The 24,942-nt window shown below is 34.4% G+C and carries 18 protein-coding genes and 2 pseudogenes; 18 read left to right on the plus strand and 2 right to left on the minus strand.

Translation table 11 applies throughout. The features are described 5' to 3' along the window. Positions 1–32 precede the first annotated feature (32 nt). The 10 genes and pseudogenes from KFD70_RS24835 (at position 33) to KFD70_RS24880 (ending at position 12,081) form a co-directional block, all read left to right on the plus strand. Positions 33–926, plus strand: coding sequence for an ABC transporter ATP-binding protein (locus KFD70_RS24835; protein WP_336453840.1), 894 nt, complete (start codon positions 33–35; stop codon positions 924–926). Beyond that, positions 919–1,725: an ABC transporter permease subunit gene (locus tag KFD70_RS24840; protein WP_336453839.1), complete on the plus strand. Its 807-nt coding sequence runs from the start codon at positions 919–921 to the stop codon at positions 1,723–1,725. Before KFD70_RS24835 ends, KFD70_RS24840 begins: the two co-directional genes overlap by 8 nt. 151 nt (positions 1,726–1,876) lie before the next feature. Beyond that, positions 1,877–2,410: a sigma-70 family RNA polymerase sigma factor gene (locus KFD70_RS24845; RefSeq protein WP_336453838.1), complete on the plus strand. Its 534-nt coding sequence runs from the start codon at positions 1,877–1,879 to the stop codon at positions 2,408–2,410. 13 nt (positions 2,411–2,423) lie between these two features. Beyond that, positions 2,424–3,422 (plus strand): anti-sigma factor, encoded by a 999-nt coding sequence (locus KFD70_RS24850; RefSeq protein ID WP_336453859.1) that lies wholly within the window; start codon positions 2,424–2,426, stop codon positions 3,420–3,422. A 61-nt stretch (positions 3,423–3,483) separates the two neighbouring features. Beyond that, complete coding sequence (locus KFD70_RS24855; RefSeq protein WP_336453837.1) at positions 3,484–4,533, plus strand: LCP family protein; 1,050 nt, start codon at positions 3,484–3,486, stop codon at positions 4,531–4,533. A 74-nt stretch (positions 4,534–4,607) separates the two neighbouring features. Continuing rightward, positions 4,608–4,885 (plus strand): annotated as a pseudogene (locus KFD70_RS24860) (cation:dicarboxylate symporter family transporter); the annotation flags it as partial. A 441-nt stretch (positions 4,886–5,326) separates the two neighbouring features. Beyond that, on the plus strand, positions 5,327–7,033 hold the full coding sequence (locus tag KFD70_RS24865) for a peptide ABC transporter substrate-binding protein (protein ID WP_336453836.1): 1,707 nt from the start codon (positions 5,327–5,329) through the stop codon (positions 7,031–7,033). A 380-nt stretch (positions 7,034–7,413) separates the two neighbouring features. Beyond that, positions 7,414–9,126: a peptide ABC transporter substrate-binding protein gene (locus KFD70_RS24870; protein WP_336453835.1), complete on the plus strand. Its 1,713-nt coding sequence runs from the start codon at positions 7,414–7,416 to the stop codon at positions 9,124–9,126. A 417-nt stretch (positions 9,127–9,543) separates the two neighbouring features. Then, complete coding sequence (locus KFD70_RS24875; protein ID WP_336453834.1) at positions 9,544–11,241, plus strand: peptide ABC transporter substrate-binding protein; 1,698 nt, start codon at positions 9,544–9,546, stop codon at positions 11,239–11,241. Between the two features lie 120 nt (positions 11,242–11,361). Then, positions 11,362–12,081, plus strand: coding sequence for a class I SAM-dependent methyltransferase (locus tag KFD70_RS24880; protein ID WP_336453833.1), 720 nt, complete (start codon positions 11,362–11,364; stop codon positions 12,079–12,081). A 108-nt stretch (positions 12,082–12,189) separates the two neighbouring features. Here KFD70_RS24880 and KFD70_RS24885 read toward each other — a convergent pair whose 3' ends face one another. Beyond that, positions 12,190–12,546: a hypothetical protein gene (locus KFD70_RS24885; RefSeq protein ID WP_336453832.1), complete on the minus strand. Its 357-nt coding sequence runs from the start codon at positions 12,544–12,546 to the stop codon at positions 12,190–12,192. Between the two features lie 141 nt (positions 12,547–12,687). On the opposite strand from KFD70_RS24885, the gene KFD70_RS24890 reads away from it, so the two are divergent. The 6 genes from KFD70_RS24890 (at position 12,688) to KFD70_RS24915 (ending at position 20,904) form a co-directional block, all read left to right on the plus strand. Beyond that, positions 12,688–13,023, plus strand: coding sequence for a hypothetical protein (locus tag KFD70_RS24890; RefSeq protein WP_336453831.1), 336 nt, complete (start codon positions 12,688–12,690; stop codon positions 13,021–13,023). Positions 13,024–13,097: 74 nt separating this feature from the next. Beyond that, entirely contained in the window at positions 13,098–14,084 is a 987-nt protein-coding gene (locus KFD70_RS24895) for a DmpA family aminopeptidase (RefSeq protein WP_336453830.1), read from the plus strand. Positions 14,085–14,201: 117 nt separating this feature from the next. Further along, positions 14,202–14,540: a VOC family protein gene (locus tag KFD70_RS24900; RefSeq protein ID WP_336453829.1), complete on the plus strand. Its 339-nt coding sequence runs from the start codon at positions 14,202–14,204 to the stop codon at positions 14,538–14,540. Positions 14,541–14,890: 350 nt separating this feature from the next. Then, positions 14,891–16,990: a vWA domain-containing protein gene (locus KFD70_RS24905; protein WP_336453828.1), complete on the plus strand. Its 2,100-nt coding sequence runs from the start codon at positions 14,891–14,893 to the stop codon at positions 16,988–16,990. A gap of 350 nt (positions 16,991–17,340) precedes the next feature. Then, on the plus strand, positions 17,341–20,703 hold the full coding sequence (locus tag KFD70_RS24910) for a tubulin-like doman-containing protein (protein WP_336453827.1): 3,363 nt from the start codon (positions 17,341–17,343) through the stop codon (positions 20,701–20,703). Between the two features lie 57 nt (positions 20,704–20,760). Beyond that, entirely contained in the window at positions 20,761–20,904 is a 144-nt protein-coding gene (locus KFD70_RS24915; RefSeq protein WP_336453826.1) for a phosphonate ABC transporter permease, read from the plus strand. A 34-nt stretch (positions 20,905–20,938) separates the two neighbouring features. On the opposite strand, the gene brnQ is transcribed toward KFD70_RS24915, so the two are convergent. After that, entirely contained in the window at positions 20,939–22,285 is a 1,347-nt protein-coding gene (gene brnQ / locus KFD70_RS24920) for a branched-chain amino acid transport system II carrier protein (RefSeq protein WP_336453825.1), read from the minus strand. Positions 22,286–22,990: 705 nt separating this feature from the next. On the opposite strand from brnQ, the pseudogene KFD70_RS24925 reads away from it, so the two are divergent. Both KFD70_RS24925 and KFD70_RS24930 read left to right on the plus strand, forming a co-directional pair. Further along, a pseudogene (locus KFD70_RS24925) lies at positions 22,991–24,297 on the plus strand (amino acid permease). Between the two features lie 222 nt (positions 24,298–24,519). Continuing rightward, positions 24,520–24,774, plus strand: coding sequence for a DUF1294 domain-containing protein (locus KFD70_RS24930; RefSeq protein WP_336453824.1), 255 nt, complete (start codon positions 24,520–24,522; stop codon positions 24,772–24,774). Positions 24,775–24,942 lie beyond the last annotated feature (168 nt).

The raw sequence follows: 24,942 nt of genomic DNA on the forward strand, positions 1-24,942 counted from the left end.
CCATTAAATATTTCAATAAATGAGGTGGAATAATGATTTTAGTCCAAAATGTCACAAAACAGTTTTCGAATGGAAAAGGCTTATTTGATATTACTTTTCAAGTAAAAGAAGGTGAAGTTTTTGGTTACCTAGGACCAAATGGTGCAGGGAAATCAACGACAATTCGTAATTTAATGGGATTTATAAAACCAACTGCTGGTCATGCAGAAATTTTTGGGTTAGATTGCTGGAATGAGGCTGCGAAAATTCAAAGAGAAGTTGGTTATTTACCAGGAGAGATTTCTTTTATAGAAGGCATGAATGGATTAGAGTTTTTGAAACTTATGCAAGGTATGAGAGGGATGAAAGATACAAAAAGACGTGATGAACTCATTGAAAGATTACAATTTGATGTGAAAACACCAATTCGAAAAATGTCTAAAGGGATGAAACAGAAAGTAGGAATTGTAGCTGCATTTATGCATGATCCTGAAGTTTTAATTTTAGATGAACCAACGTCAGGTTTGGATCCGCTCATGCAGCAAACGTTTATTGATTTCATACTAGAGGAAAAACAAAAAGGAAAGACGATTCTCATGTCATCTCATATTTTTACAGAAATTGAGCGGACATGTGATCGGGTAGCTATTATTAAGGATGGTCGCCTTGTAACGGTGGAAAACATCCATAATTTACAAGGAATGAGAAGACAAGTAATGGATGTAACGGTCTCGTCACAAGAGGAAATACGTTCTTTGCAAAAGGAAAATTTACAATTTGAAGTGATAAAGGGGAATACAGCATCCGTTATTGTACAGGGGAATTATCAGGAAGTCTTACAAACGCTTGCTCGGTATAATGTGAAAACACTTCAAACGAGAACAATGGATTTAGAACATTTATTTATGCATTATTATGATGCGAAGGAGGGTGTGAAACATGAATAAACAGCTGTTTTTAGCTAGTTTTAAAGAAAATCAAAAAAGTATATGGAGTTATTCGATTGGTGCGGCTCTTTATTTGTGGTTATTAATTTGGATCTTTCCATCGATGGTGTCGGCGAAAGGTTTCAATGAAATAATAGGTGCTATGCCAGATAGTATAAAGAAAATTGTTGGTATGGAATCCCCCATTCAAAATGTAATTGCTTTTTTAGCTGGTGAATATTATGGGATGCTGTTTATTATTATTTTGACAATTTTTAGTGTGACAGTTGCTACGCATGTAATGGCTCGCCATGTAGATAAAGGAGCGATGGCTTATTTGCTGGCAACACCGGTATCTAGAGTGAAAATTGCAATCACACAAGGAGTAGTTCTTATTCTAGGACTATTCATCATTATACTTGCGACGTATGGAGCGGGTGTATTAGGAGCAGAGTGGCTCTTGAAAGAAAATAATTTAAATCAAGAAGTATTCTTCAAAATGAATTTAGTTGGGGGACTGTTGTTTCTTGTAGTCAGTGCCTATTCATTTTTATTCTCTTGTATATGTAATGATGAAAGAAAGGCTCTTAGTCTTTCTGCTAGTGTGACAATTTTATTTTATTTACTAGATATGGTAGGGAAATTAAGCGATAAGCTAGAATGGATGAGAAATATATCATTATTTACGTTGTTTCGGCCAAAAGAAATTGTGGCAGGGACATACAACATATGGCCAGTGAGTGTTGGACTAACTTTTGGCGCGATTTGTATCTTTGCAGTAGCAATTGTGTTATTTAAGAAGAGAGATTTACCACTATAGACAAATAGGATGGAAAAGATAGTTAGTTCCTAAAGGAATAAACTATCTTTTTTCATTTCTAGAAAATTACAAAAAAATGAACCTTTTTCCTTACAAATCCGTCTAATAAGTGTAAAGTTTTATTGAGAGAAATAAAACAGGAGGATAAACAGTGAAAGTAATACCGTTATATAAAACGATAGTAAAGGAAGAGAGTGATGTTTCGTTAGCTAAAAAAGGCAATCATGAAGCATTTGTCTCTTTAATACATACACATAAAGTTCAACTCTATCGTATAGCTAAAGCAATGCTATATGATGAAAATGATGTAGAAGATGCGATACAAACAACAATTTTAAAAGCTTATGAAAATATAAAAAGGCTTAAAAATGAAGAGTTTTTCCAAACATGGTGCATTCGAATTCTGATTAATCAGTGTAATGAAATGATACGATCACGAAAAAAGGTAATTGCAATAGAAGGAAATAATGATTACATGATAGCATTTGATTCTTATGAAGATATAGATCTTCATAATGCAATTCAGTCTTTAACCGAAGAATTAAAAGCTGTAACAGTACTCTACTATTATGAAGATATGAATCAAGAAAATATTGCGGCATTATTAGAAATACCAAAAGGAACGGTTAAATCAAGGTTGTCACGGGCGAGAGAACAACTGCAGAAACAATTAAAAATGGAATAGGAGGTGGTATGTGTTGGATAAGGATGAATTGTTTGATGAAAAACTAAGAAAACGAATAGAACGAGAGAAGACAATGTTACCGGAGCATTTGAATCGGAAAATTAATGATACATTACATAATCTGCCGGTAAAAAAGAAGTCTTATAGAGTTCAAGTTATGGCTGTTAGTGCGGCAATAATGGTATTGTCAATCGTTTCTATGTTTGAATTTTCCGTGCAAAGTTTTGCGCAAAAAGGTGGCGTATTTGAATATGTAACGAAAAAGACATTTTCAGATTATGAAAATGAGGAAGAAATAAAACTTAATGTAAATTATCCTGAAAAAGAGAAAATTCATCAAAAAATGCTGGATTCAATTGATTATTTTAAAGATGTTACAGGGCAATTTGAAGAGTACTCTAGCTCATCTCGTCTTATTACTACTTATAAGTATGCAATTGATACAAAAAATCAAAGAGGAATTTCTTCTAAAGAGGCTCGTCAGTCAAAAAAAATGACAGTTTTATATAACAAAGGGAATAAGCAAGAATTTAATGATAAAGATTATACATATAAAGAAGTGAGCTGGAAGCCAGAACCTAAAAATAAAGATTTACTACAATTAACACCTACTGAAAGAGCGTTTAATAAAATGGGAGAAAAAAAACGGTATGATGATGAATATGTTGGATTCGCTAAATATAGTATTCAATCGGAGTTTGCGGATTTGTTAATTAGATATAAAGATTGGAATTTTAAAGAAATAAAATATCTTGGATTAAACTGTTATAAAATAGAGGGCGTTATAAACATAGAAATGCCTTTAAGTACATCTGAAGATTTACGAGGGAAATTCGAAATGATTGTAGAAAAAAATACGGGGATTATGTTGAACTTTCTTAGTTTTCATAATGGAATGATCCGATATTCTATTACTACGGAAAAGATACAAATAGATAAAGGAATTGATGAAAACATATTTCAAAAAGATGTTTCTTCATATGAAAAAATAAAAAACGTATTGAATAAATAGTGAGCTAGTTATTTAGCTAGTTTTTAATTCGTCTAGAATAATATATATCGGGGGAAATAATATGGAGAAAAATTCGCTTTCGCGTGAAAAAAAGAATAAGAAAAAATATAAAAAAAGAACAGTAGTAGGAATATTTTTAGGGATCTTGTTAGCTAGTGGGGTGGGATACGGTGCGTACTTATACAATAAAGCTTCAAATGCGGTGCAAAAAGCTTCTCTCAGTCTAGCACGTGGTGAAAAATCTGATTTGCGTGGGGAAGTTGTAAAGCCAATAACCAATAATGTTTCTCTGCTAATTATGGGGATTGACGAGAATGAGGAGCGTCAAAAAGAATATAATGGGGCATTTCATACAGACGCATTATTGCTAGCGACTTTTAATAAGGATGATAAGACAGTCAAGTTAATAAGTATACCACGTGATACGTATACATATATTCCAATTGAAAAGAAAAAAGATAAAATAACACATGCCTATGGTAGAGGTTTTGTAAAGAATGGAAAGGATGGGGGACCACAAGCGTCTGTTGAAGCAGTAGAAAAACTATTACATGTACCAGTTGACTATTTTGTGAAATTCAATTTTAATTCATTTATAAAAATTGTTGATGATTTAGGTGGTATTGAAATAGATGTTCCAATTGAGTTTTCTGAACAAAATAGTAAAGATGAACCTTATGCTATCCATTTGAAAAAAGGAATGCAAACATTAACAGGAGAAGAAGCGCTGGCTCTCGCAAGAACACGTCATATTGATAGTGATGCCATGAGGGGACAGCGTCAGCAACTCGTCATTGAAGCGATCTTAACAAAATTAAAAAGTGTAGGATCTGTTACGAAAATAGGAAAAATGATTGATGCTGTAGATGGTGATTTGAAGACGAACTTAGCCTTAGGTGATATGCTATCATTTTATAAATATGGATTAAATGCTTCAATTGAAAAAATCCAATTAGCTGGAGATGATTTGTATTTGCCTAATGGGCCGAACGGTGAACGTGTATATTATTATAATCCAGATACAAAAAGTTTAAGAGAGCTTAGTAATACACTTCGAACACATCTGGGAGTAAGTAAGCAAAAAGTTGAAAAAGAAGAGGAAGAAGGTTAGAGATAGGATGTCTTAATTAAGTAGGGCTTTAATAAGCTCTGCTTTTTTGTTTTGTATCACAAAAAATGACATGAAAATTTTTAGGTGGAGACGTTTTGCAATACGTACAAAGCGGCCAAGAAATGAAGTGGATTGATTTCTTTTTACATATTGTTTCATCTAACATGGTTGATGCATTTGCGAAAGGTGATACTTTTATATTTTATTTGGTGCAGGTTTAACGATGCTTGGAAAAAATGGGAAACCTGTTATTGATTTTTTTGAACGGTTATCTAAAGTGTTTTTTAATATTTTATCGATCGTCATGAAATTAGCACCGCTCAGAGCGTTTGGTGGAATGGTATTGCCACTGTAGTTGTTGCAAAAAGCGAAAATGAATTTAATGAAGAGAAGCATAAACAGATGTTATTTGAGATGCAGAAAGAAAAGATAGCCGGATAAAAAGGTCAGTTTCTCTGGCCTGTTTTATTTTGTTAAAAAAGGATTTGTTAAATTTATACACTATTTATTAACAATAATTCATAATGATTTTTTATTGAATCGTAATAAATGGAAGAATAGAGAGGTATATGTTATATTAGTCAGAAATTTCTGTAAAATAAAAAAGAATTTTTATGAATGTTACTGTAATAAAATAATTTTTTTAAAATTTTCAATAATAATACTTTACAAAAATTAAAAAATTAGTAGAATAATAAGTAATAGTAATCTTCTGATAAATATATAAAGAAAAATAGAATTATCAGAAATTTCTTAATCTAGAAACGTACAGGTAATTAGGGAGGGTACAAAAGTGAAAAAGAAAAAAATGAAAAAACTAACAGCAGTCGTAGCACCAGTTTTAGCAATGAGTATGGCATTGACAGCATGTTCTACAGGTGGAGACAAAAAAACAAGTACGAATTCAAGCGGAAGTGATAGCAAATCAGGTGAGAAATTAGCAGCGAAACAAGTACTGAATCGTACAGAAACAAACGAAATTCCAACAATGGATGTTTCGAAAAATACGGATACTCTTGGATCTCAAATTTTAGGGAATACGATGGAAGGTCTATATCGTCTTGATAAAGATAATAAGCCAATCCCAGCTGCTGCTGAATCTAGCACAACAAGTGAAGATGGTAAAAAATATACATTTAAGCTTCGTAAAGATGCAAAATGGTCAAACGGTGATCCAGTAACAGCGAAAGATTTCGTGTATGCATGGCAACGTTTACTAGATCCAAATACAGCTGCAGAGTATTCATTTATTGCATACTACATTAAAAATGCAGAAGCAATTAATAAAGGAAAAGCGGAAGTATCTACACTAGGCGTAAAAGCAGTAGATGATCACACACTTGAAGTAGAGCTGGAAAGACCAACTCCATACTTCTTGAACTTAACAGCGTTTCCATCGTACTATCCACTAAATGAAAAGTTTGTAAAAGAAAAGGGCGATAAATTTGGTTTAGAGTCTGATACGACAGTTTACAATGGACCATTTGTTTTAACGGATTGGAAACATGAAGAAGGTTGGAAACTGAAGAAAAATGATAAGTATTGGGATAAAAAGACTGTAAAATTAGATGAGATTAACTACAGTGTTGTAAAAGATATGGCAACTCGTGTAAATCTATATGATAGTGGCCAAATTGACTTTACTTTACTAAGTGGGGAGTTTGTTGATAAATATAGAAACAAAGAAGGAGAGTTTGGAACATATTCTGAACCAAGCACATTCTACTTACGTTTAAACCAAAAACGCGCGAATCAAGATACACCACTTAAGAGCAAGAAATTACGTGAAGCAATTGCATTGTCTATTAATAAAAAAGATTTAGCAAATGTTATCCTAAATGACGGTTCGAAACCTGCGGATTATTTAGTACCAAAAGGATTAGCAAAGAGTTCTGACGGAAAAGACTTCCAAGAAGAGTTTAAAAATGGTTTAAAACATGATACGAAAAAAGCAGCAGCAGCATGGGAAGAAGCGAAAAAAGAACTTGGTAAAGATCAAGTGACATTAGAGTTCTTAAACTATGATACAAGTAATGCGAAAAAAGTTGGGGAATATGTAAAAGATCAAATTGAGAAAAACTTAAAAGGTGTAACAGTAAATATTAAAATGCAGCCATTCAAACAAAAGCTGAAATTAGAATCTGATCAAGATTACGATTTCTCATATGGCGGCTGGAGCCCAGACTACGCGGATCCAATGACATATTTAGATATGTTTGAATCTACAAACTCTCAAAACCAAATGAGTTATTCAAATCCAAAATATGATGAAATCATCAAACAAGGTAAGACAGATTTAATGGCGGATGCGAAGAAACGTTGGGCAGAGTTAGGTAAGGCTGAAAAACTATTACTGGAAGAAGATGTAGCGCTTGTACCATTACATCAAAATGCTAGATCGTATGTAATGAAACCAAACGTAAAAGGTGTTGTAAAACATAACATCAGTCCAGAATACAGCTTCAAGTGGGCTTATGTAACAGAGGAAAATAGTAAGTAACAAAGATAAAAAAGCATTTCTAAAAGTAGTATATCTACTTTTGGAGGTGCTTTTTTCTATGGAGAGAATCTTGTTTTAAAAAGGTTCAGTTACTAGAAGCAATATTTGATGAAGAGATCATATATAAAGAATTTTAATAGGAACTTAAATAAAGAATAAGAAGTGTTGTGCTGTTAAATAGTGAATGGGGAAATTTTGCACCGTAATATAACCGAAAGATATTGTCATTATAGTAGAAAATATTTTAAGATTTTAAAAAAATAACTTTACAAAACTTAAAAAAACAGTAGAATATTATTTAATAAGAATTTTCTGATAATACAAATATATCATAAAACTAATAAGGGTATCATCGTACATATAATTAGGGAGGTACACAAATGAAGAAGAAAAAGATGAAGAAATTAACAGCGGTTGTAGCACCAGTTCTAGCAATGAGTATGGCGTTATCGGCATGCTCGGGATCAGGCGGAGATAAGAAGACAAGTACAACGTCTAATAGTGGGGAAGAGAAAAAATCGGATATTAAATATGCAGCAAAACAAGTATTAAATCGTACAGAGAATCAGGAAATTCCAACAATGGATACTTCGAAATCAACAGATACACTTGGTGCACAAATTTTAGGGAATACAATGGAGGGTTTATATCGCCTTGATAAAGATAATAAACCAATTCCAGCGGTAGCAGAATCTAGTACAAAGAGCGAGGATGGTAAAAAGTATACATTTAAGCTTCGCAAAGATGCAAAATGGTCAAATGGTGATCCAGTAACGGCGCATGATTTCGTATTCGCATGGAAGCGCTTACTAGCTAAAGAAACAGCAGCTGAATATGCATTTATTGCATACTATATTAAAAATGCAGAAGCTATCAATAAAGGAGAAGCAGACGCATCAACATTAGGAGCAAAAGCGGTAGATGACTATACACTTGAGGTAGAATTAGAAAAACCTGTTCCATACTTCTTAAATTTAATGGCATTCGCATCATACTATCCATTAAATGAAAAGTTTGTAAAAGAAAAAGGAGAGAAATTCGGTTTAGAGGCGGATACAGTTTTATATAACGGACCATTCGTAATGTCTGAGTGGAAGCATGAGCAAGGGTGGAAGTTGAAGAAAAACGATAATTATTGGGATAAAAAGAGTGTAAAACTAGAAGAAATTAATTATAGTGTTGTAAAAGAAATAGCTACAAAAGTGAACTTATATGATACTGACGCGATTGACTTTACGTTATTATCAGGAGAGTTTGTTGATAAATATAAATCGAAGAAAGATGAATACGGCGAGTATGCAGAATCAAGTACATTCTTCTTACGTTTGAATCAAAAACGTGGTGGTCAAGATACACCACTTAAGAGTAAAAAATTACGTGAAGCGATTGCGCTATCAATCGATAAAAAAGGCTTAGCAAATGTTATTTTAAACAACGGATCGAAACCAACGGACCACTTAGTACCAAAGGGACTAGCAAAAGGTCCAGATGGTAAAGATTTTACAGAGACATTTAAAAGTGGTGTAAAACAAGACACGAAAAAAGCAGCGGCAGCATGGGAAGAAGCGAAAAAAGAACTTGGTAAAGACCAAGTGTCAATTGAATTGCTAAGTTATGATGATGGAACAGCGAAAAAAGTTGCTGATTATGTAAAAGATCAAATTGAGAAAAATTTAAAAGGTGTAACAATTAATACGAAAATTCAACCATTTAAACAAAAGTTAAAATTAGAGACAGCGCAAGACTATGAAATCTCATATGCTGGATGGAGTCCAGACTATGCGGATCCAATGACATTTATCGATATGTTTGAAACGAAAAGTCCGTACAACCAGATGAGTTATTCTAATTCAAAATACGATGAAATGGTTAAACAAGCAGGAAATGAATTATTGTCTGATGTGAAAAAACGTTGGGAAGTGTTAGGAAAAGCAGAGAAATTATTACTTGAAGAAGATGTAGCAATGGTTCCGTTATATCAAAGAGGTAATGCGTATGTAATGAAATCAAATGTAAAAGGAATTGTAAAACATAATATCAGCCCAGAGTATAGCTTCAAGTGGGCGTATGTAGAGGAGAAGGGCGGAAAATAATAAGCTTTAAACAAGCGTCTCCAGAGGTAAATACACTACTTTTGGAGATGTTTTTTCATGAGAAGAATCTGGCTAATGACTTTGAATTGATTAAGAGTGGAAGAAAAAATGAAAGGAATGCCTTACATTCAAATGATTTATAACGAGAAAGAGGCATATATAATAGCGCTTAAAAAATAGAAAAGAATAAGAAGGTTTTGATGCTCATATAGTAGATGGGGAGAATCTTGTAATGGTTCTATTAAAAAGTGGATTATTATTATAGAAAAATTATTTTCAGAATTTTTTAAAAATAAACTTTACAAACTTGAAAAAAATAGTAGAATATTAATTAATAAGAATCTTCTGATAACTTAATAGATATCAGGATATCTCTCGAGAGTAGCATCGTACATATAATTTAGGGAGGGGAAACAAATGAAAAAGGTGAAAAAATTAACAGCAGTTGTAGCACCAGTTTTAGCAGTAAGCATGGCACTCACAGCATGCTCTGGATCAGGCGGAGATAAGAAAACAAGTACAACGTCTAATAGTGGGGAAGAGAAAAAATCGGATATTAAATATGCAGCAAAACAAGTGATGAATCGTACAGAAACAAATGAAATTCCAACAATGGATGTTACGAAAAATACGGATACACTTGGTTCGCAAATTTTAGGGAATACAATGGAAGGCCTATATCGCCTTGATAAAGATAATAAGCCAATCCCAGCTGTCGCAGAATCTAGCAAGAAAAGCGAGGATGGCAAAAAATATACATTTAAACTTCGAAAAGATGCAAAATGGTCAAACGGTGAACCAGTAACAGCGAAAGATTTCGTGTATGCGTGGCAGCGCTTAGTAGATCCAAAAACAGCTGCAGAGTACGCATTTATTGGATACTACATTAAAAATGCAGAAGCAATTAATAAAGGAAAAGCAGAAGTATCTACACTAGGGGCAAAAGCAGTAGATGATCACACACTGGAAGTAGAACTAGAAAGAGCAACACCTTACTTCTTAAATTTAACGGCGTTTGTATCATATTACCCATTAAATGAAAAGTTCGTAAAAGAAAAAGGAGAGAAATTCGGTTTAGAATCGGATACAACACTTTACAACGGACCATTCGTTTTAACAGACTGGAAACATGAAGAGGGCTGGAAACTGAAGAAAAATGATAGTTATTGGGATAAAAAGACTGTAAAATTAGAGGAAATTAACTTCAGTGTTGTAAAAGATGCAGCTACTCGAGTGAATCTATATGATAGCGGTCAAATTGATTTTGCTTTATTAAGTGGAGAATTTGTTGATAAATATAGAAATAACAAAGAAGAATTTGGCACATATTCAGAACCAAGTACATTCTACTTACGCTTAAATCAAAAACGAGCTGGCCAAGATACGCCACTTAAGAGTAAAAAATTACGTGAAGCAATCGCGTTATCTGTTAACAAAAAGGATCTAGCAAATGTTATTTTAAATGATGGCTCGAAACCTGCAGATAACTTAGTACCGAAAGGATTAGCGGCTGGTCCTGATGGAAAGGATTTTGCAGAAACATTTAAAACGGGATTAAAGCCAGATGCGAAAAAAGCAGCGGCAGCATGGGAAGAAGCGAAAAAAGAACTTGGTAAAGATCAAGTGACATTAGAGTTCTTAAACTATGATACAAGTAATGCGAAAAAAGTTGGGGAATATGTAAAAGATCAAATTGAGAAAAACTTAAAAGGTGTAACAGTAAATATTAAAATGCAGCCATTCAAACAAAAGCTGAAATTAGAATCTGATCAAGATTACGATTTCTCATATGGCGGCTGGAGCCCAGACTACGCGGATCCAATGACATATTTAGATATGTTTGAAACGACAAATTCTCAAAACCAAATGAGTTATTCAAATCCAAAATATGATGAAATTATCAATAAAGGAAAAACAGATTTGATGGCGGATGCGAAGAAGCGTTGGGAAGAATTAGGTAAGGCTGAAAAAATCTTATTAGAAGAAGATGTAGCACTTATACCATTATATCAAAGTGCTAGATCATATGTAATGAAACCAACTGTAAAAGGAATTGTAAAACATAATATTAGTCCAGAATACAGCTTCAAGTGGGCTTATGTAACAGAAAAATAGGAAGTAATAGTGATAAAAGCATTTCTAAGGTCGATGAATGAATCCTTAGAAATGCTTTTTTTTGCACTGTTTTTCTTTTTCGTGAATATAGCTAATATAGGAAAAATAAAGGAGAATTTTATGAAAAGGAACGTATACATTGATTTCTTAGCTTATTATGGGATTGGAAGTGCACATCCTGGTGGTTTTACGCTAACGAAGCAGTTATTGGCACAGTTACCGTTACACCGAGAAGCAAATGTACTGGAAATAGGGTGTGGTACAGGACGGACAGCAGCTTATATGAAAAAACAATTTGGTTACAATGTGACGGCAATTGAAAATAATGAGATTATGATTCAAAAGGCGAAAAATAGATGGTTACAAGAGCAATTACCTATTGAGTTGATTAAAGGGAATGTGGAGCAGTTGCCGTTTTTGAACGAGCAATTCGACCTTGTATTAGGCGAATCTGTACTTGCTTTTACAAAGAAAGAGCGGGCGATTCCAGAATGTTATCGTGTCTTGCGAAAGAACGGGAAGCTTCTTGTTATTGAAATGATTATTGAGAAACATTTACCAAAAGAAGAAGAGAATAAAATAACACAATTATATGGAATAAAAGAGTTACAAACAGAAAAGGAATGGATGGATGTATTTCAAATAGCAAACTTCCAAAGGATAACAATTGTAGGTGGAGGAACGATTGCTGAGACGGTTGCAGGACAAATAGAGCAGCCAGAATGGAATCTGTCACATTTTATTCCAGCAGAATTGTATGATGCGTGGGTACAGCACGAGCAAGTATTACAAATGTACCAACATATGTTAGGTCACCGTGTATTTATTTGTGAAAAATAAAAAGCAGATCAAAAAATCTGCTGCGCGTATTCGTGCATGATAGGGTTATTATATTGCGTTATTTTTGAAAAGGAGTTGACTAGAAAATGTAGTCAGCTCCTTTATATATTAGATGAAAAATAATGCAGCTAAAGAAATACCAAAAATAAATCCGAAAGCTAGTTCAATGGCGCCGCCTCCGCACCGACCTCTACTACAGCAACCTCCACCAGAACAACGGTCAAAACCAAATCCACAACGGTTACATTGACGTAATCCGCCACAAAAATCGCAACCACCACCTGCATACGCATCATAGTAACCAAATCCCTTATTAAAAGAGGAGTTATAGACAGGATCAATCCAAACAGAATCATTTGTCACATCGACAATCTTACCAATATGAACATAACCATCTACATCTTCGATACGTACAACTTTACCAAAATAACGATGACAAGTACTATAACATTTTTGGAAATGCATGTTCTTTTGCCTCCTTCCATATACAGTAATACGATATGTCGTCGGGACAAGTGCGGCTTGTACGATTAACCTAAGTTTCATAATTGTTATGAGAAAGGGAAAAGATAAGGGGAGAGTGTATGTGAAAAAGGAGTGAGACATATGGAACCTAAAGATAAGTTTCAAACATATGAAGTTCCTTGGAATGAATTTACAAATGCCCTTCGTAGTGAGATGGAAAAGCAAGTAGGGGCAGATATTATCGACAGGATTGTTTGTGATTTAGCAGATGGATTTGAAGTGTACACGTATATACAAGGAGATTTGGATTTTGAATATGAAGAGATATTTGAACGGAAATTTGGAAGTGATGGGGAAATCTCCAACTTGTTAACAGTTATGTTATTAGCAAGCATTTATCATACAAGCGAAGAAAATATTCGCTTACATGCGGATCGTAAAGATAATCCAATTGTTGAAGTATACGTAAAACAATAAAAAACACGCTTTTATCGGTGTGTTTTTTATTTATATGATAAGATGTAAGAAAATTCTTAACAAAGGGAGAGGCTATGAAACGAAAACGGTTGCGAGAGTGTGGAATTGTAATAGGGAACTATGAAACGGGTTTGTGTAATACGATAACGGATGTACAAGGAGTCCAAGTGGGACATGTTACTCTTTTTGAAAAGGATACAGTTCGTACAGGTGTTACGGCTATTTTACCCCACCCAGGAAACTTATTTTACGAGAAGGTATTTGCGAGTAGTTACGTAATTAATGGGTTTGGAAAAACGATTGGAACAATTCAATTACAAGAACTCGGCGTCATAGAAAGCCCAATTTTGTTAACGAATACATTATCAGTAGCGGCTACTTTGCATGGAACCATTCAATATATGTTACAGCAAAATGAAGAAATTGGTCAAACTGCGGGAACGGTAAATGTTGTTATTGGTGAATGTAATGATGGCTATTTAAATGATATTCGCGGGATGCATGTGAAACCAGAGCATGCAATTGAGGCAATTGAAGTAGCCCAAACTGGTTCAGTTACAGAAGGTTGTGTGGGAGCTGGTACAGGAATGGCCTGTTTTGGTTATAAAGGTGGAATCGGTACGAGTTCTAGGGTTATAACTTTCACAACTAAAACATATACATTGGGCGTACTTGTCGTTACGAATTTTGGTAGAAAAGAAGATTTATATAGGAATGAAACAGATAATAAACAGCTACCGGATGGATCAATTATGATTGTAATTGCAACAGACGCGCCGCTTAGTGAACGGCAATTAAACAGAATCGCGAAACGTGCAACATTTGGTTTAGCTAAAGCAGGTTCATATGGAGCCCATGGCAGTGGTGATATTGTCATTGCCTTTTCCACCGCGCATCGTATTCCTCATATTCCTACTACTGAAACTTTACAATACTCCTTTTTACGTGAAGATGGTAAAGAAGTTACACATCTGTTTGCGATGACTGTAGAAGCTGTAGAAGAGGCGATTTGGAATGCTTTATGCATGGCAAAAACGACAAGTGGAAATGGAAAATTTTAGAAGAAATACCGTATTCAAAGGTGAGAGACTATTTTCAGTAGAATAAAGAGTGATGTGAAAGTTACTTTACCTTGTATGGATGTGGTAGAAGAATGAAATAAGGAAAGGATGAAAAAAGTGAAAATTAATCACCTTAATCTAACTGTTACGGATGTACCAGCTGCTCGAGAGTTTTTAGAAAAATATTTTGGCTTGACTTGTCGTGGGACAAGGGGGAATGGTTTTGCAGTTCTATTGGATGATGATGGATTTATATTAACTTTAATGAAAGGGAAAGAGGTACAATATCCAAAAACATTTCATGTGGGATTTCCACAAGAAAATGAAGAACAGGTGAATAAGATTAATCAACGGCTGAAAGAGGATGGTTTTCATGTTGAGCCACCGCAATATGCGCATGCGTACACTTTTTATGTTGAAGCACCTGGTGGCTATACAATTGAAGTACTCTGTTAATCATATTAATTTTTATCATTTCGTTAATAATTATATAGCTTTTTCTTCTATTAAAGATTTATTTCTTTCAGGAGAAAATCAAACTTTTTCACAGTAATTTTTCATATGAAATGTAGTGAGAGCCTGCTGTTCTCATGCAGGCTTGTTTATGTGGAAACTAAAGTTTATACAGAGCGAATCAATCAGAATTTACAAGAGGGTGGTCAAAGAATGGATTTTTATTTTTAGCAATTTTATTTACATAATAAAATTATAGAAACTTGTTTACCAAAAAATACAAGTCATATATCTAGTTTCTTTTCATAAATTTAAACATAGGAATTTGTCTACAAAGGTGGCGAAGCCTCATCATGAAGATTCGAATTTGTGCCACATTCATCTTTTTTCTATTTGTATGTTTGAATCCTTTTTCAACTTTTGCAAAAGGAGAGGAGGCAAAAGAAAGGGTCGTTTCACTTGTATATGATGATTCTGGCAGCATGAGAAATAACGATCGCTGGAAATATGCTAATTATGCTTTGCAAAGTTTAGTTGCATTATTAGATGAAAAAGATAGATTTTCATACGTTCCAATGAGTCGTCCTACTGAAGCCTTAAATGTCATGTTAACAAATGACGAAAGGCAAACAGAGATCAATCAAATTGGGGCGTGGAAGAACTATTTAAATACGCCGTTTAGCGCAGTAGAGACCGCAATGCAATCTATTAAAAAGGAAGCTGACATAAATGGAAAACGTGAATTTTGGCTTATTGTATTAACTGACGGGGCATTTAATGAATTAGAAAAAGAAAAGACTGGTGGTAAAGAGCAAATCACACAGAAACTAAAACAATTTAAAAAAGATATGGAAGCGAAAAAAATATCATTGCATCCAGTTTTAATAACAATGGAAGAAAACTTAGGACAGCAAGAGCAACAACAGATGAATACGTTCAAAGAAATTTGGAAGCAAGAAATAAATGGTATTATCATGCCGACAAGCGGGGAAGATGGGGTCATTGAGAGTGTAAATCAAGCTGCTGCTTTGGTTGCAAATCGAGATCCATTTTCTTCTGTTGAATCTATCGTGAAAACGCACATATCTGGTAACAAATTAGAGATTACTACACCATTTCCATTAAAACGAATGACGCTCGTACAACAATCTTCCAACGTATCACAATATCGGATAGAAAAACTTTCTAAACCATTAGCAGTGCAATCGTCCTTTTCAATTCATGCGCCAGGAGAATCGAAATTATATGGTGGTATTATCCATATCGGTGCTGCGAATCATGAAGTGATGAAACCAGGGACATATACGTTAGAAATTGATAGAGATATTGTGAAAGAAGGATTGAAAGTACTTGTCGAACCAGCACTTGATTATACCATTTCTACTTACGACAAAGAGGATAAAGCGAAAAAAAACGTTGAGAGAATGTATGAGGGAACGAAAGCAGTGATTGAAGCGAAACCGACAGACTTACCTATTCAATCTTCTTATTTTCAAGCAGAAATAGAGCTAGATGGAAAGCTATATCCAATGAAATGGGATAATAAAAGAAACCTATTCTACTACGAAACACAAGTTGGAAAACAACCAATACGTGGGAAAGTTCATATGAATATAAAAGGATTTTACAGGCAAACAAGAGAGTTCCGAATTAATCCGATGCCAAAGGCAAAATTATCTCTACAGGTCATAACGAAAGATTATGAAGAGAAGGTAACGAATTTAGAAAAGAGCCAACCATTTGTGTTGCAGCCATTACTGAATGGTGAACCAATGGCAGAAGGGGAAGTAAAGAAGCTACTGCAATCTACTGGTGTCACATCTCATCAATCGATCAACTACGAACTGCGGCAACATGACAATCAAATTTATGTGTATCCTCGTCCTTATTACTCCGATACATTCAATTTTACAGATACCGGCACCATAGAAGCTACCATCACTATAAACGATTCAAGGTTACAAAAAGTGAAAAAAACGATTTCGTTTCATATTCAAAATGCACCATTTTGGGAACGTTATGCACTAATTTTTCAATTCGTAATTCCAGTTACATTACTGCTTTTGCTTGTTGCAATTCTTATTTTAGGATGGATTGTCCGGCCAAGATTTCATCGGAAAGCAATGTTGTACTACGAATGGGATCAAGAGGTAGCGAAAGATTGGCTCTATCAATCTGAACCAGAATTATTAAAAAATAAATGGTGGAAACATTATTTTGGTATTCCATTTCGAGCAGAACGAAAGACAGTGCAATCCGTAACCTTTATAGCGAAAAAAGGTTCGAAGTCTGTGTTTGTAGCAAAGGAATCACAAGTAATTGGTATGATCATTGACGGTATGTTTATCACAGAGGAAGAGGTCGGAAATGAGCATAAGACGTTATATCCAAATGAGATTTTATTGATTGATCGGGGGTATGGAAAGGAAATCTATCGGTACGAATGTGAATGATAGGAAGTTCAAAAAGTCCGGTAAAGATAGCTTTCGCATTTCGTCGTTGCATCGCCAGTCCGGTACTCATGTAGTGTCAGCTACACTCCGTATCCTCCTGGCTTCTGCGCCTCGAACTGCTCGGCTCTCTTTATCCTCCTTTTTGAACACATATTTTTAGAGGAAGTTCAAAAAGTCCGGTAAAAGATAGCTTTCGCATTTCGTCGTTACGTCGCCAGTCCGGTACTCATGTAGTGTCAGCTACACTCCGTATCCTCCTGGCTACCGTGCTTTGAGCTGTTTGGTTCTCTTTATCCTCCTTTTTGAATGTATATTTTAATAGGAATTTTACAAATAGGAAGGTGATTCACATGACATTACAAGTTCCTACAATTTTAATTGGTTTAGGTGGAATTGGTAGTACTGTTACTCATCAAATATATGAGAAGTTACCAGAAGAACGACGTAAAAAGGTTGCAATGCATGTGTTTGATACAGATGTGAATACATTAAGTAAATTTGAACATATTCGTAAGTTTAAGACACAAACGAGCTCTAGTAAAACGCCAAGAGAATATATTGCGGGGGATCCAACGATTCCGGAATGGTTTCCAATGGACCCGACCATTCTGGATAAACCGTTAACAGAAGGAGCTGGTCAACTTCGTGTGATTTCACGCTTAGCTCTTCGGGCGGCGATGAAAGAAGATAAATTGACTGCTTTTTGGCAAGAAATCGAAAAGATTTTTCCGGTTACAAGTGATCAAACAGAGTATGGTGTTCGTGTTATTATCGTTACATCATTAGCTGGTGGTACGGGTTCAGGGATGTTTTTACAAATTGCGTTATATCTACGCGAGATGCTTCGGAAAAAATTACAGCATCATAACATTTTAATACGCGGTGCATTTTTAATGCCAGATGCACTTGTTAAAACGCGCACGGTTAGTGCGAAAGAATTTGAAACTGTGCAGGCGAATGGCTATGCGTCATTAAAAGAATTACATGCGATTACACTTGGCTCAACAGGTGAATTATCAAAACGGGGCGGTGTAACAATTGAATTAGAGTATCGTCCGGATCAAGTAGATGAAGACGGAAGAACGAATCATACAATTAAAGAGCATCATTTACCATATAATTATTGTTTCTTATATGATTATGAAAATTTACATGGTCATCATTTACACAATCTATCAGATTACATGGAACAAATGACAAATACGATTTATTTACAGCTATTTAGTCCAATGTCCACAAGTCATTTCGCACAAGAAGATAATCAAATTCAGCAATTGGCGGAATCGAACGGGAAAGCACGTTATTGCGGTGCTGGAACTGCAAAGCTTATTTATCCATATGAGCATGTGTTAAAATATTGTGCTTTGAAATGGGCGGTGCAAGGATTAGATGAATCATGGTTACATTTAGATCAATTGTTTCAAGAGAAAAAACAGCGGTATGAACAAGATGTTCGCCGTGGTATGCAGCGTGAGAAACCAGAGCGAGGAAAGAGTTATTTAGAAGATTTAGAGCATCTTGCTACTCGCCCAGAGCAAGCACATATTTTCTATCGACAAATGTATAATGAAACGCGTGAAGGAGCTGAAGGCGGGAAGGTTGGCGTTGCGAAATCAAAGCTGTTTTTAGAAGCGGTTGAAAGTTATGTACAACGTACTGTACAAAAAGATGAAGAGTTAAATAGGTTGCAGCATGAGTGCAAGATATATGCCGCAAAGCTTAAAATAATGGAGCAAATGAAGGGGGAAGTGGCAAGAGTTGATCATGCCGTTCGGTTGTATGCTTATGCGATACCAAGCCGTGTACATGAGCACGTGACGACACTTTTATACGACATGATTGAATCAGACCGCTATACACCAAGTGGGTCAGAGGGACAGTCATACCAACTAAATACATGGTTTCTAAAGAAAACAGAAGCCGTTCATCCAGTGGCCGCTCGTTTTATGTTGTATGAGATTCGAAAGCAATTAGTAGAGAAGATGAATCGATTGCATGAGAATAATGAACAGAAGCGTAATTTAATTCAAAACTATGATAAGAAATTTAATGTAAGCAATATCGATGGTACAGTTACGGCAGTGCGCCGTGTTGAACTGGCGCAGCAACAAGGTTGGTTTGGTAAGATGTTCTATAATCAGCAGCGTACATTCCGAAAAGAATTTGAAGATATCGTCACGCAATATGTGCATAAATTGAATGAATATCGTAAAGAAATGTTACTGGAACTCGTTTATCAATCACTATATCAAGCTGTAAATAAAATGATCCAACATTGGGAAAGATTCTTTGATAATTTACAAGAGACACGCGAAAACTTGCTATTTGAAATTCAAAAGCGAAGTAAAGAATTTGAAGGGAAAACAAATCCGACAAATGTGTATGTGTTAGCAGATGAAAAATTACAAGAAAAAATATGGCAAGATATGCAGCAACATTTAAATTTAGGTGTGCTTCCAAAGGATATATCAGCGGAGATTTATATGAGTTTGTACGGAGAATATTGCCGCGATGCACAAGCTGAAGAGAGCCAGTCCAAGAAGGTAGAGGATTTTTATCGGGAACATATTTTAACATATTGTTATGCTGAGCTCCAAGTTCGATATCGAGACAAACTAGAACTCAATATTATTGAAGCATTACGAAAAGAAGCTGATTTTAAAAAGCGTGATCGTAATGAATATGTGAGAGAAAAAATTGAAGACCTCTTTCATTTAGCAAGTCCGTTTATTCCGAAAGTAGCTCATCATCGAGAGTTACAATATTGGGGTGTGCATCCTTCGCTAAAACAAGAATTGCAGGAAGAACTATTGCAAGAAATGTTTCAAGAGAAGGATACGGTGAATGAAGCGTTTTCGCCATTTGAGGTTATTTGTTATCGAGCACATTATGGATTGTCATTGCAAGATTTTCCTAAGCTTTCTTCGGGGCATATTGCAAATGGTTTTATGCATGATAAAGGTGATTATTTTCAATCTTATTATCGTCGTGTGAATAAATTAAATATCAAAAAATCGAATTTAACACCGCATTTAGATAAATATTGGCACTTACCAGCCTTTATGCCCGACTTAAATGCGACGCAAACAAAGTTAGATTATGATAAATGTAATCGTGCTCTTCTTTATGCATATATGTACCGGTGGATTAGTCTTGTCGCTGTCGACGGTCAATTTGTCTATCAATATAACGGTGTAGGGCGTAGTTTCTTAATTCAGTCCATGGGAAAAAATATTTCAAGTGAAAGTTATAAATTGCACCGTGCATTGCTTCATAATCCGTTTATTTATGAAAATATTTTGTCACGTTTTGAAGAAGAACAAGAAAAAGCAATGCTCCAAGGCGGACATTTATATACACAAGCTTTTGTGTTAGGTGCACAAGATGTAAGGTGGCTTAGAAAAGAACATGTCCATAATATTTTAGATATTATTTTAATGTATGATCGGGAGGCAAAGTATGACCCGACGCTTGAGGAAACATCAGATGAATTGTTACGGTTACTTCTTGATGAAATTTTAGTTTATTTCCAAGATTATTATGGAACTGGTGCTGAAATGGTGGCAAAGAAAGAAGCGGAGCTGTTTGTAAAACAACTATGGGACCGTTCGCATGCGAAAGGATATGTGGATCCAAATAGTGCGCCTTATAAAAAATGGCAACATGTATTACATGTTCAAGATGAGGAACAAGACACAAAAACGAATGTATAGAGTGAAGATAGGGAACCCTTAAGTATGCCAATATTATTTTTGAAAAGAGGGGTTCAGATGCCGTTTTTAGGAAGCGTGTATCAAATATTTGGATTATATCCAGAAATTTATCATGCGATGATTTCGATGGAAATGCAGGAAGAAGAATTGCGTAATGAGCATGTGGAAAAGAACAATACGGAAATAGAAATGGAAGGTTAGGAAAAACCATGCAGAGCTTTATCTGCATGGTTTTTTAATGATTCGTTTTCGGAGTACTAGTAATAAATTTCATTCGGAATACATAAATGAAGTAACCGATACACCCTCCAACAAATGCAGGGCAGATCCAACCTAAACCTGCACCATATAAAGGAAGAATTTTAGAAAAAATAACATTGATTGCTTGAATAGGTATATTTGCTGCATTTAGTCCATCAAACAAACTAACGACAAAAGTTAGGAGTAAGCTCCATTGATATACCTCTGTTCTACCTTTAAATATAGGGTGCAAAAATGTTAAAACAATTAGCATAATTGCCAGTGGATATATCGCTGTAAGTACTGGTACAGAAACCGCAATTAATTCTGTCAAACCAAGATTTGCAATCAATGCACTAAAAACAGAAAGCATAACAGCAAATGTTTTATAAGATATTTTCGGGAATACTTTATGGAAGTATGAAGAGCATGATGTTACAAGTCCAACGCTTGTTGTTAAACATGCAACAGTAATCATTAAGCCTAACAATAAATTTCCTAAAGAACTAAAATAATAATTAGCTACTTTAGCTAATACTTCTCCTCCATTTGTTAAGTGCCCTAGTTTAGATACGCTAGCGGCTCCCATATAAGCAAGTGAAGTATAGACAATTGTTAAAACAATTGCTGCAATACCAGCAGCTTTTGCACAAACGCTCACTATTTCTCTTTTATTATAAATACCTTTCTCTTTTATAGCATTGATAATAATAATGCCAAATACAAAGGATGCAAGTGTATCCATTGTTAAGTAGCCTTCTTGGAAACCTTTAAAAAAAGAATTGTTTACAAATTCTTTTGCAGGTGCCTGAATAGGGCCAATTGGTTGGACAAACGCTGCAACTACTAAAATCCCGATGAATGTAAGTTTGATAGGTGTTAAAAGCTTCCCAACAACATCTACAATTTTTGTTGGATTAAATGAGAGCCAACATGTAATACTAAAGAAAATGATTGTGAAAATAAGTAATGCAACCGTTTCGGTTCCGTTAGATAAAAAGGGCTTTACACCTATTTCAAAAGAAACACTTCCAGCTCTAGGGAGTGCAAATAACGGACCAATTGCTAAATAAAGAATAAATGTGTACACAGCACTGAACCAAGGATGAACACGATTCGCTAATGTTTGTAAATCATCACTACCAGAAATGCCAAATGCTAGAACACCTAATAAAGGAAGACCTACTCCTGTAATTAAAAATCCAGCAGTAGCAATCCATACATTATGCCCAGCTGCTTGTCCTAACATAGCTGGGAAAATTAAATTTCCAGCACCAAAAAACAGTGCGAATAACATAAGTCCGATTATAAGGATACGAGAAAAGGGTGCTTTATTTGCCAACTTAAAACCTCCATCGAAATAATTCTTAAAAATACCATAATGTTACATAGAAAATTCTGAATTTTAAAATTGTTATGTGTACAACGTTTTTTATTATACTAATATGAATTTTATATAGCAACAAAAAATTTCTTTTTTTGAATGAATAATAAAAAATAAATTTAAGATTTGAAATTCAAATCTTACAAATAATAGAGTTAAGATATAATCAAATGATTATTGTTTTTATTTCGCAAAAATAATTTTAATTACGAAATAGTTGCGAGCACATGTGTCTTGTAGGGGAATAGTGAATAAAAATTAATATTAGAAAAATAAATAAAGAGATATTCCTGGTAATAATTGAAATGTAATGATTTGGATTTGTAAAATAACACGCTTTGTTACATAATTATCCATTTAAAATGAGGGGTCTTATTATTGACAATTGAATTAATTATATGATAAATTCAATCCTGTTTCTCAGTGATGCATCATTTGAAAGGATATCGTATTGGGAATTTTAAATGTATATTTTTAAAAATTTCGTGTTTTCAAAATGTGAAATATGGACAAAGGTGAAGTTTATAGTTATTAAAAAATAATAATTATAAAACTCTAAAAAGGAATAGAAGAGGTTGTTTAGTAAGGATTATATTGAAAACGAGGTTTCTATCAATGAGTTTACTAATTAAAAAGGAAATGAATGAATAAAAGAAAAGGGTATTGAACCAAACGTTAGGAGCATTTGACTTAACTCTTTTAGGAATTGGGGCAATTATTGGAACTGGTATTTTTGTATTAACAGGTATTGTGGCGGCGAAACATGCTGGCCCAGCAATTGTTTGTGCCTGTGTGGCACTTTGTTATGCTGAATTTGCTTCTACTGTTCCAGTATCCGGTAGTGTATATTCTTATACATATATTACATTAGGAGAAATTTTTGCTTTTATAGTTGGTTGGTGTGTCATGTTAGAGTATTTATTAGCAACCTCTGCAGTAGCAGCTGGATGGTCCGCTTATTTTCAATCATTACTTCTAGGATTTCATATTAAAATTCCTACTTTTTTTGCCTCGGCACCGGGCATGGGGAAAGGTGGAATCATTGATTTACCTGCAGTTTTTATTATTTTAGTTGTTACATTTCTATTAAGTCGTGGTGCGAAAGAAAGTGCGCGTATTAACAATATAATGGTTATTATTAAACTTGCTGTTATTTTAGGATTTATTATTGTAGGTGGACAATATGTAAAACCAGAGAATTGGCAACCATTTCTTCCGTTTGGATTTCACGGTGTTATTGGAGAGCGGCTACTGTATTTTTCGCCTTTTTAGGTTTTGATGCAGTTGCTACAGCAGCTGAAGAAGTGAAACGCCCACAACGCAATGTTCCAATTGGTCTTCTTGTATCGTTATGTATTTGTACAATTCTTTATATTGGTGTTTCATTTGTATTAACAGGAATGGTACCATTTACTGAATTGAATGTAGCTGATCCAGTTGCATATGCATTACGTATTGTAGGAGAGGATAAAATTGCAGGTTTGTTATCAGTAGGAGCCATTGCTGGTTTAACTACAGTGCTTTTAGTAGCCATGTTTGCTTTTATACGGATATCATACTCAATGAGTCGTGATGGATTACTTCCAAAGAAGCTTTCAAGTGTGCATAAACGTTTCCAAACGCCATTCCTTAATACATGGATTACAGGAATTCTCGCAGCACTTTTAGCTGGGCTTTTAGATTTGAATTAATTGGCGAATTTAGTGAATATGGGAACGATAACAGCTTTTATATTTGTATCTATTGCGGTAATTGTACTGCGTAAAACAAACCCAAATATAGAAAGACCATTTCGTGCACCATTGGTTCCTTTTTTACCAATCATGTCAATAATAAGTTGTATGTATTTAGCTTTAAATCTTTCTCAAGTAACGTTAATCAGTTTTATGGTTTGGATTATGATAGGTATTTTGGTTTATTTTGTGTATGCTAAAAAGCATAGTAATATGAGAAAAAGAAATAGCGTATAAAGTGTAACAACTATCCCCTAAGGTTGGTTGTTAGCTTTCATCAATTTAGCTTTTACTACCTGCGAATAGCGGGATAAATATTGAAATAAAAGCTGTAGGCTGAAAAGATAGCTTGTTTACAAGTAATTCTTGACTGTCTACAGCGATTTTTATTTGTATATAACTAAAAAACCTTATTGTTGTAGAGAGGATTAAAAAAAGAAAGTGATGTGAGAATTAATAATGTTCGTAAAATTTATGTATATATTGTGTATGTGTGTTGTTGCTTTTTCGATGATGGGACTTGATAAACGTAAAGCAGTGAAAAAACAATGGCGTACCCCTGAAAGTACATTGTTTTTAGTATCTGCAGCAGGGGGAGCGATCGGAACATGGATTGGAATGTATGTTTTTCACCATAAAACTCATAAAAATAAATTTAAAATTGGTATACCACTTCTTGTTGTCATCACTTCATATGTTTTATGGGGAATTTAAGTTTACTAGTGCTATAAATTAGGATTCTATGATAATTCTAAAAGGAAGTTAGCTGTTTTCTGCTAGGTTCTGAAGCATGTCATATTAAAAATAAGTAAGTTTTTTGAAAAAGGAATTACATTGTCGAAAAAGATAGGGGAAGAATATTTGTAAAGGTTTAAAGATACG

This window comes from Bacillus pfraonensis (genome assembly GCF_050768835.1).
Classification (GTDB): Bacteria; Bacillota; Bacilli; order Bacillales; family Bacillaceae_G; genus Bacillus_A; species Bacillus_A pfraonensis.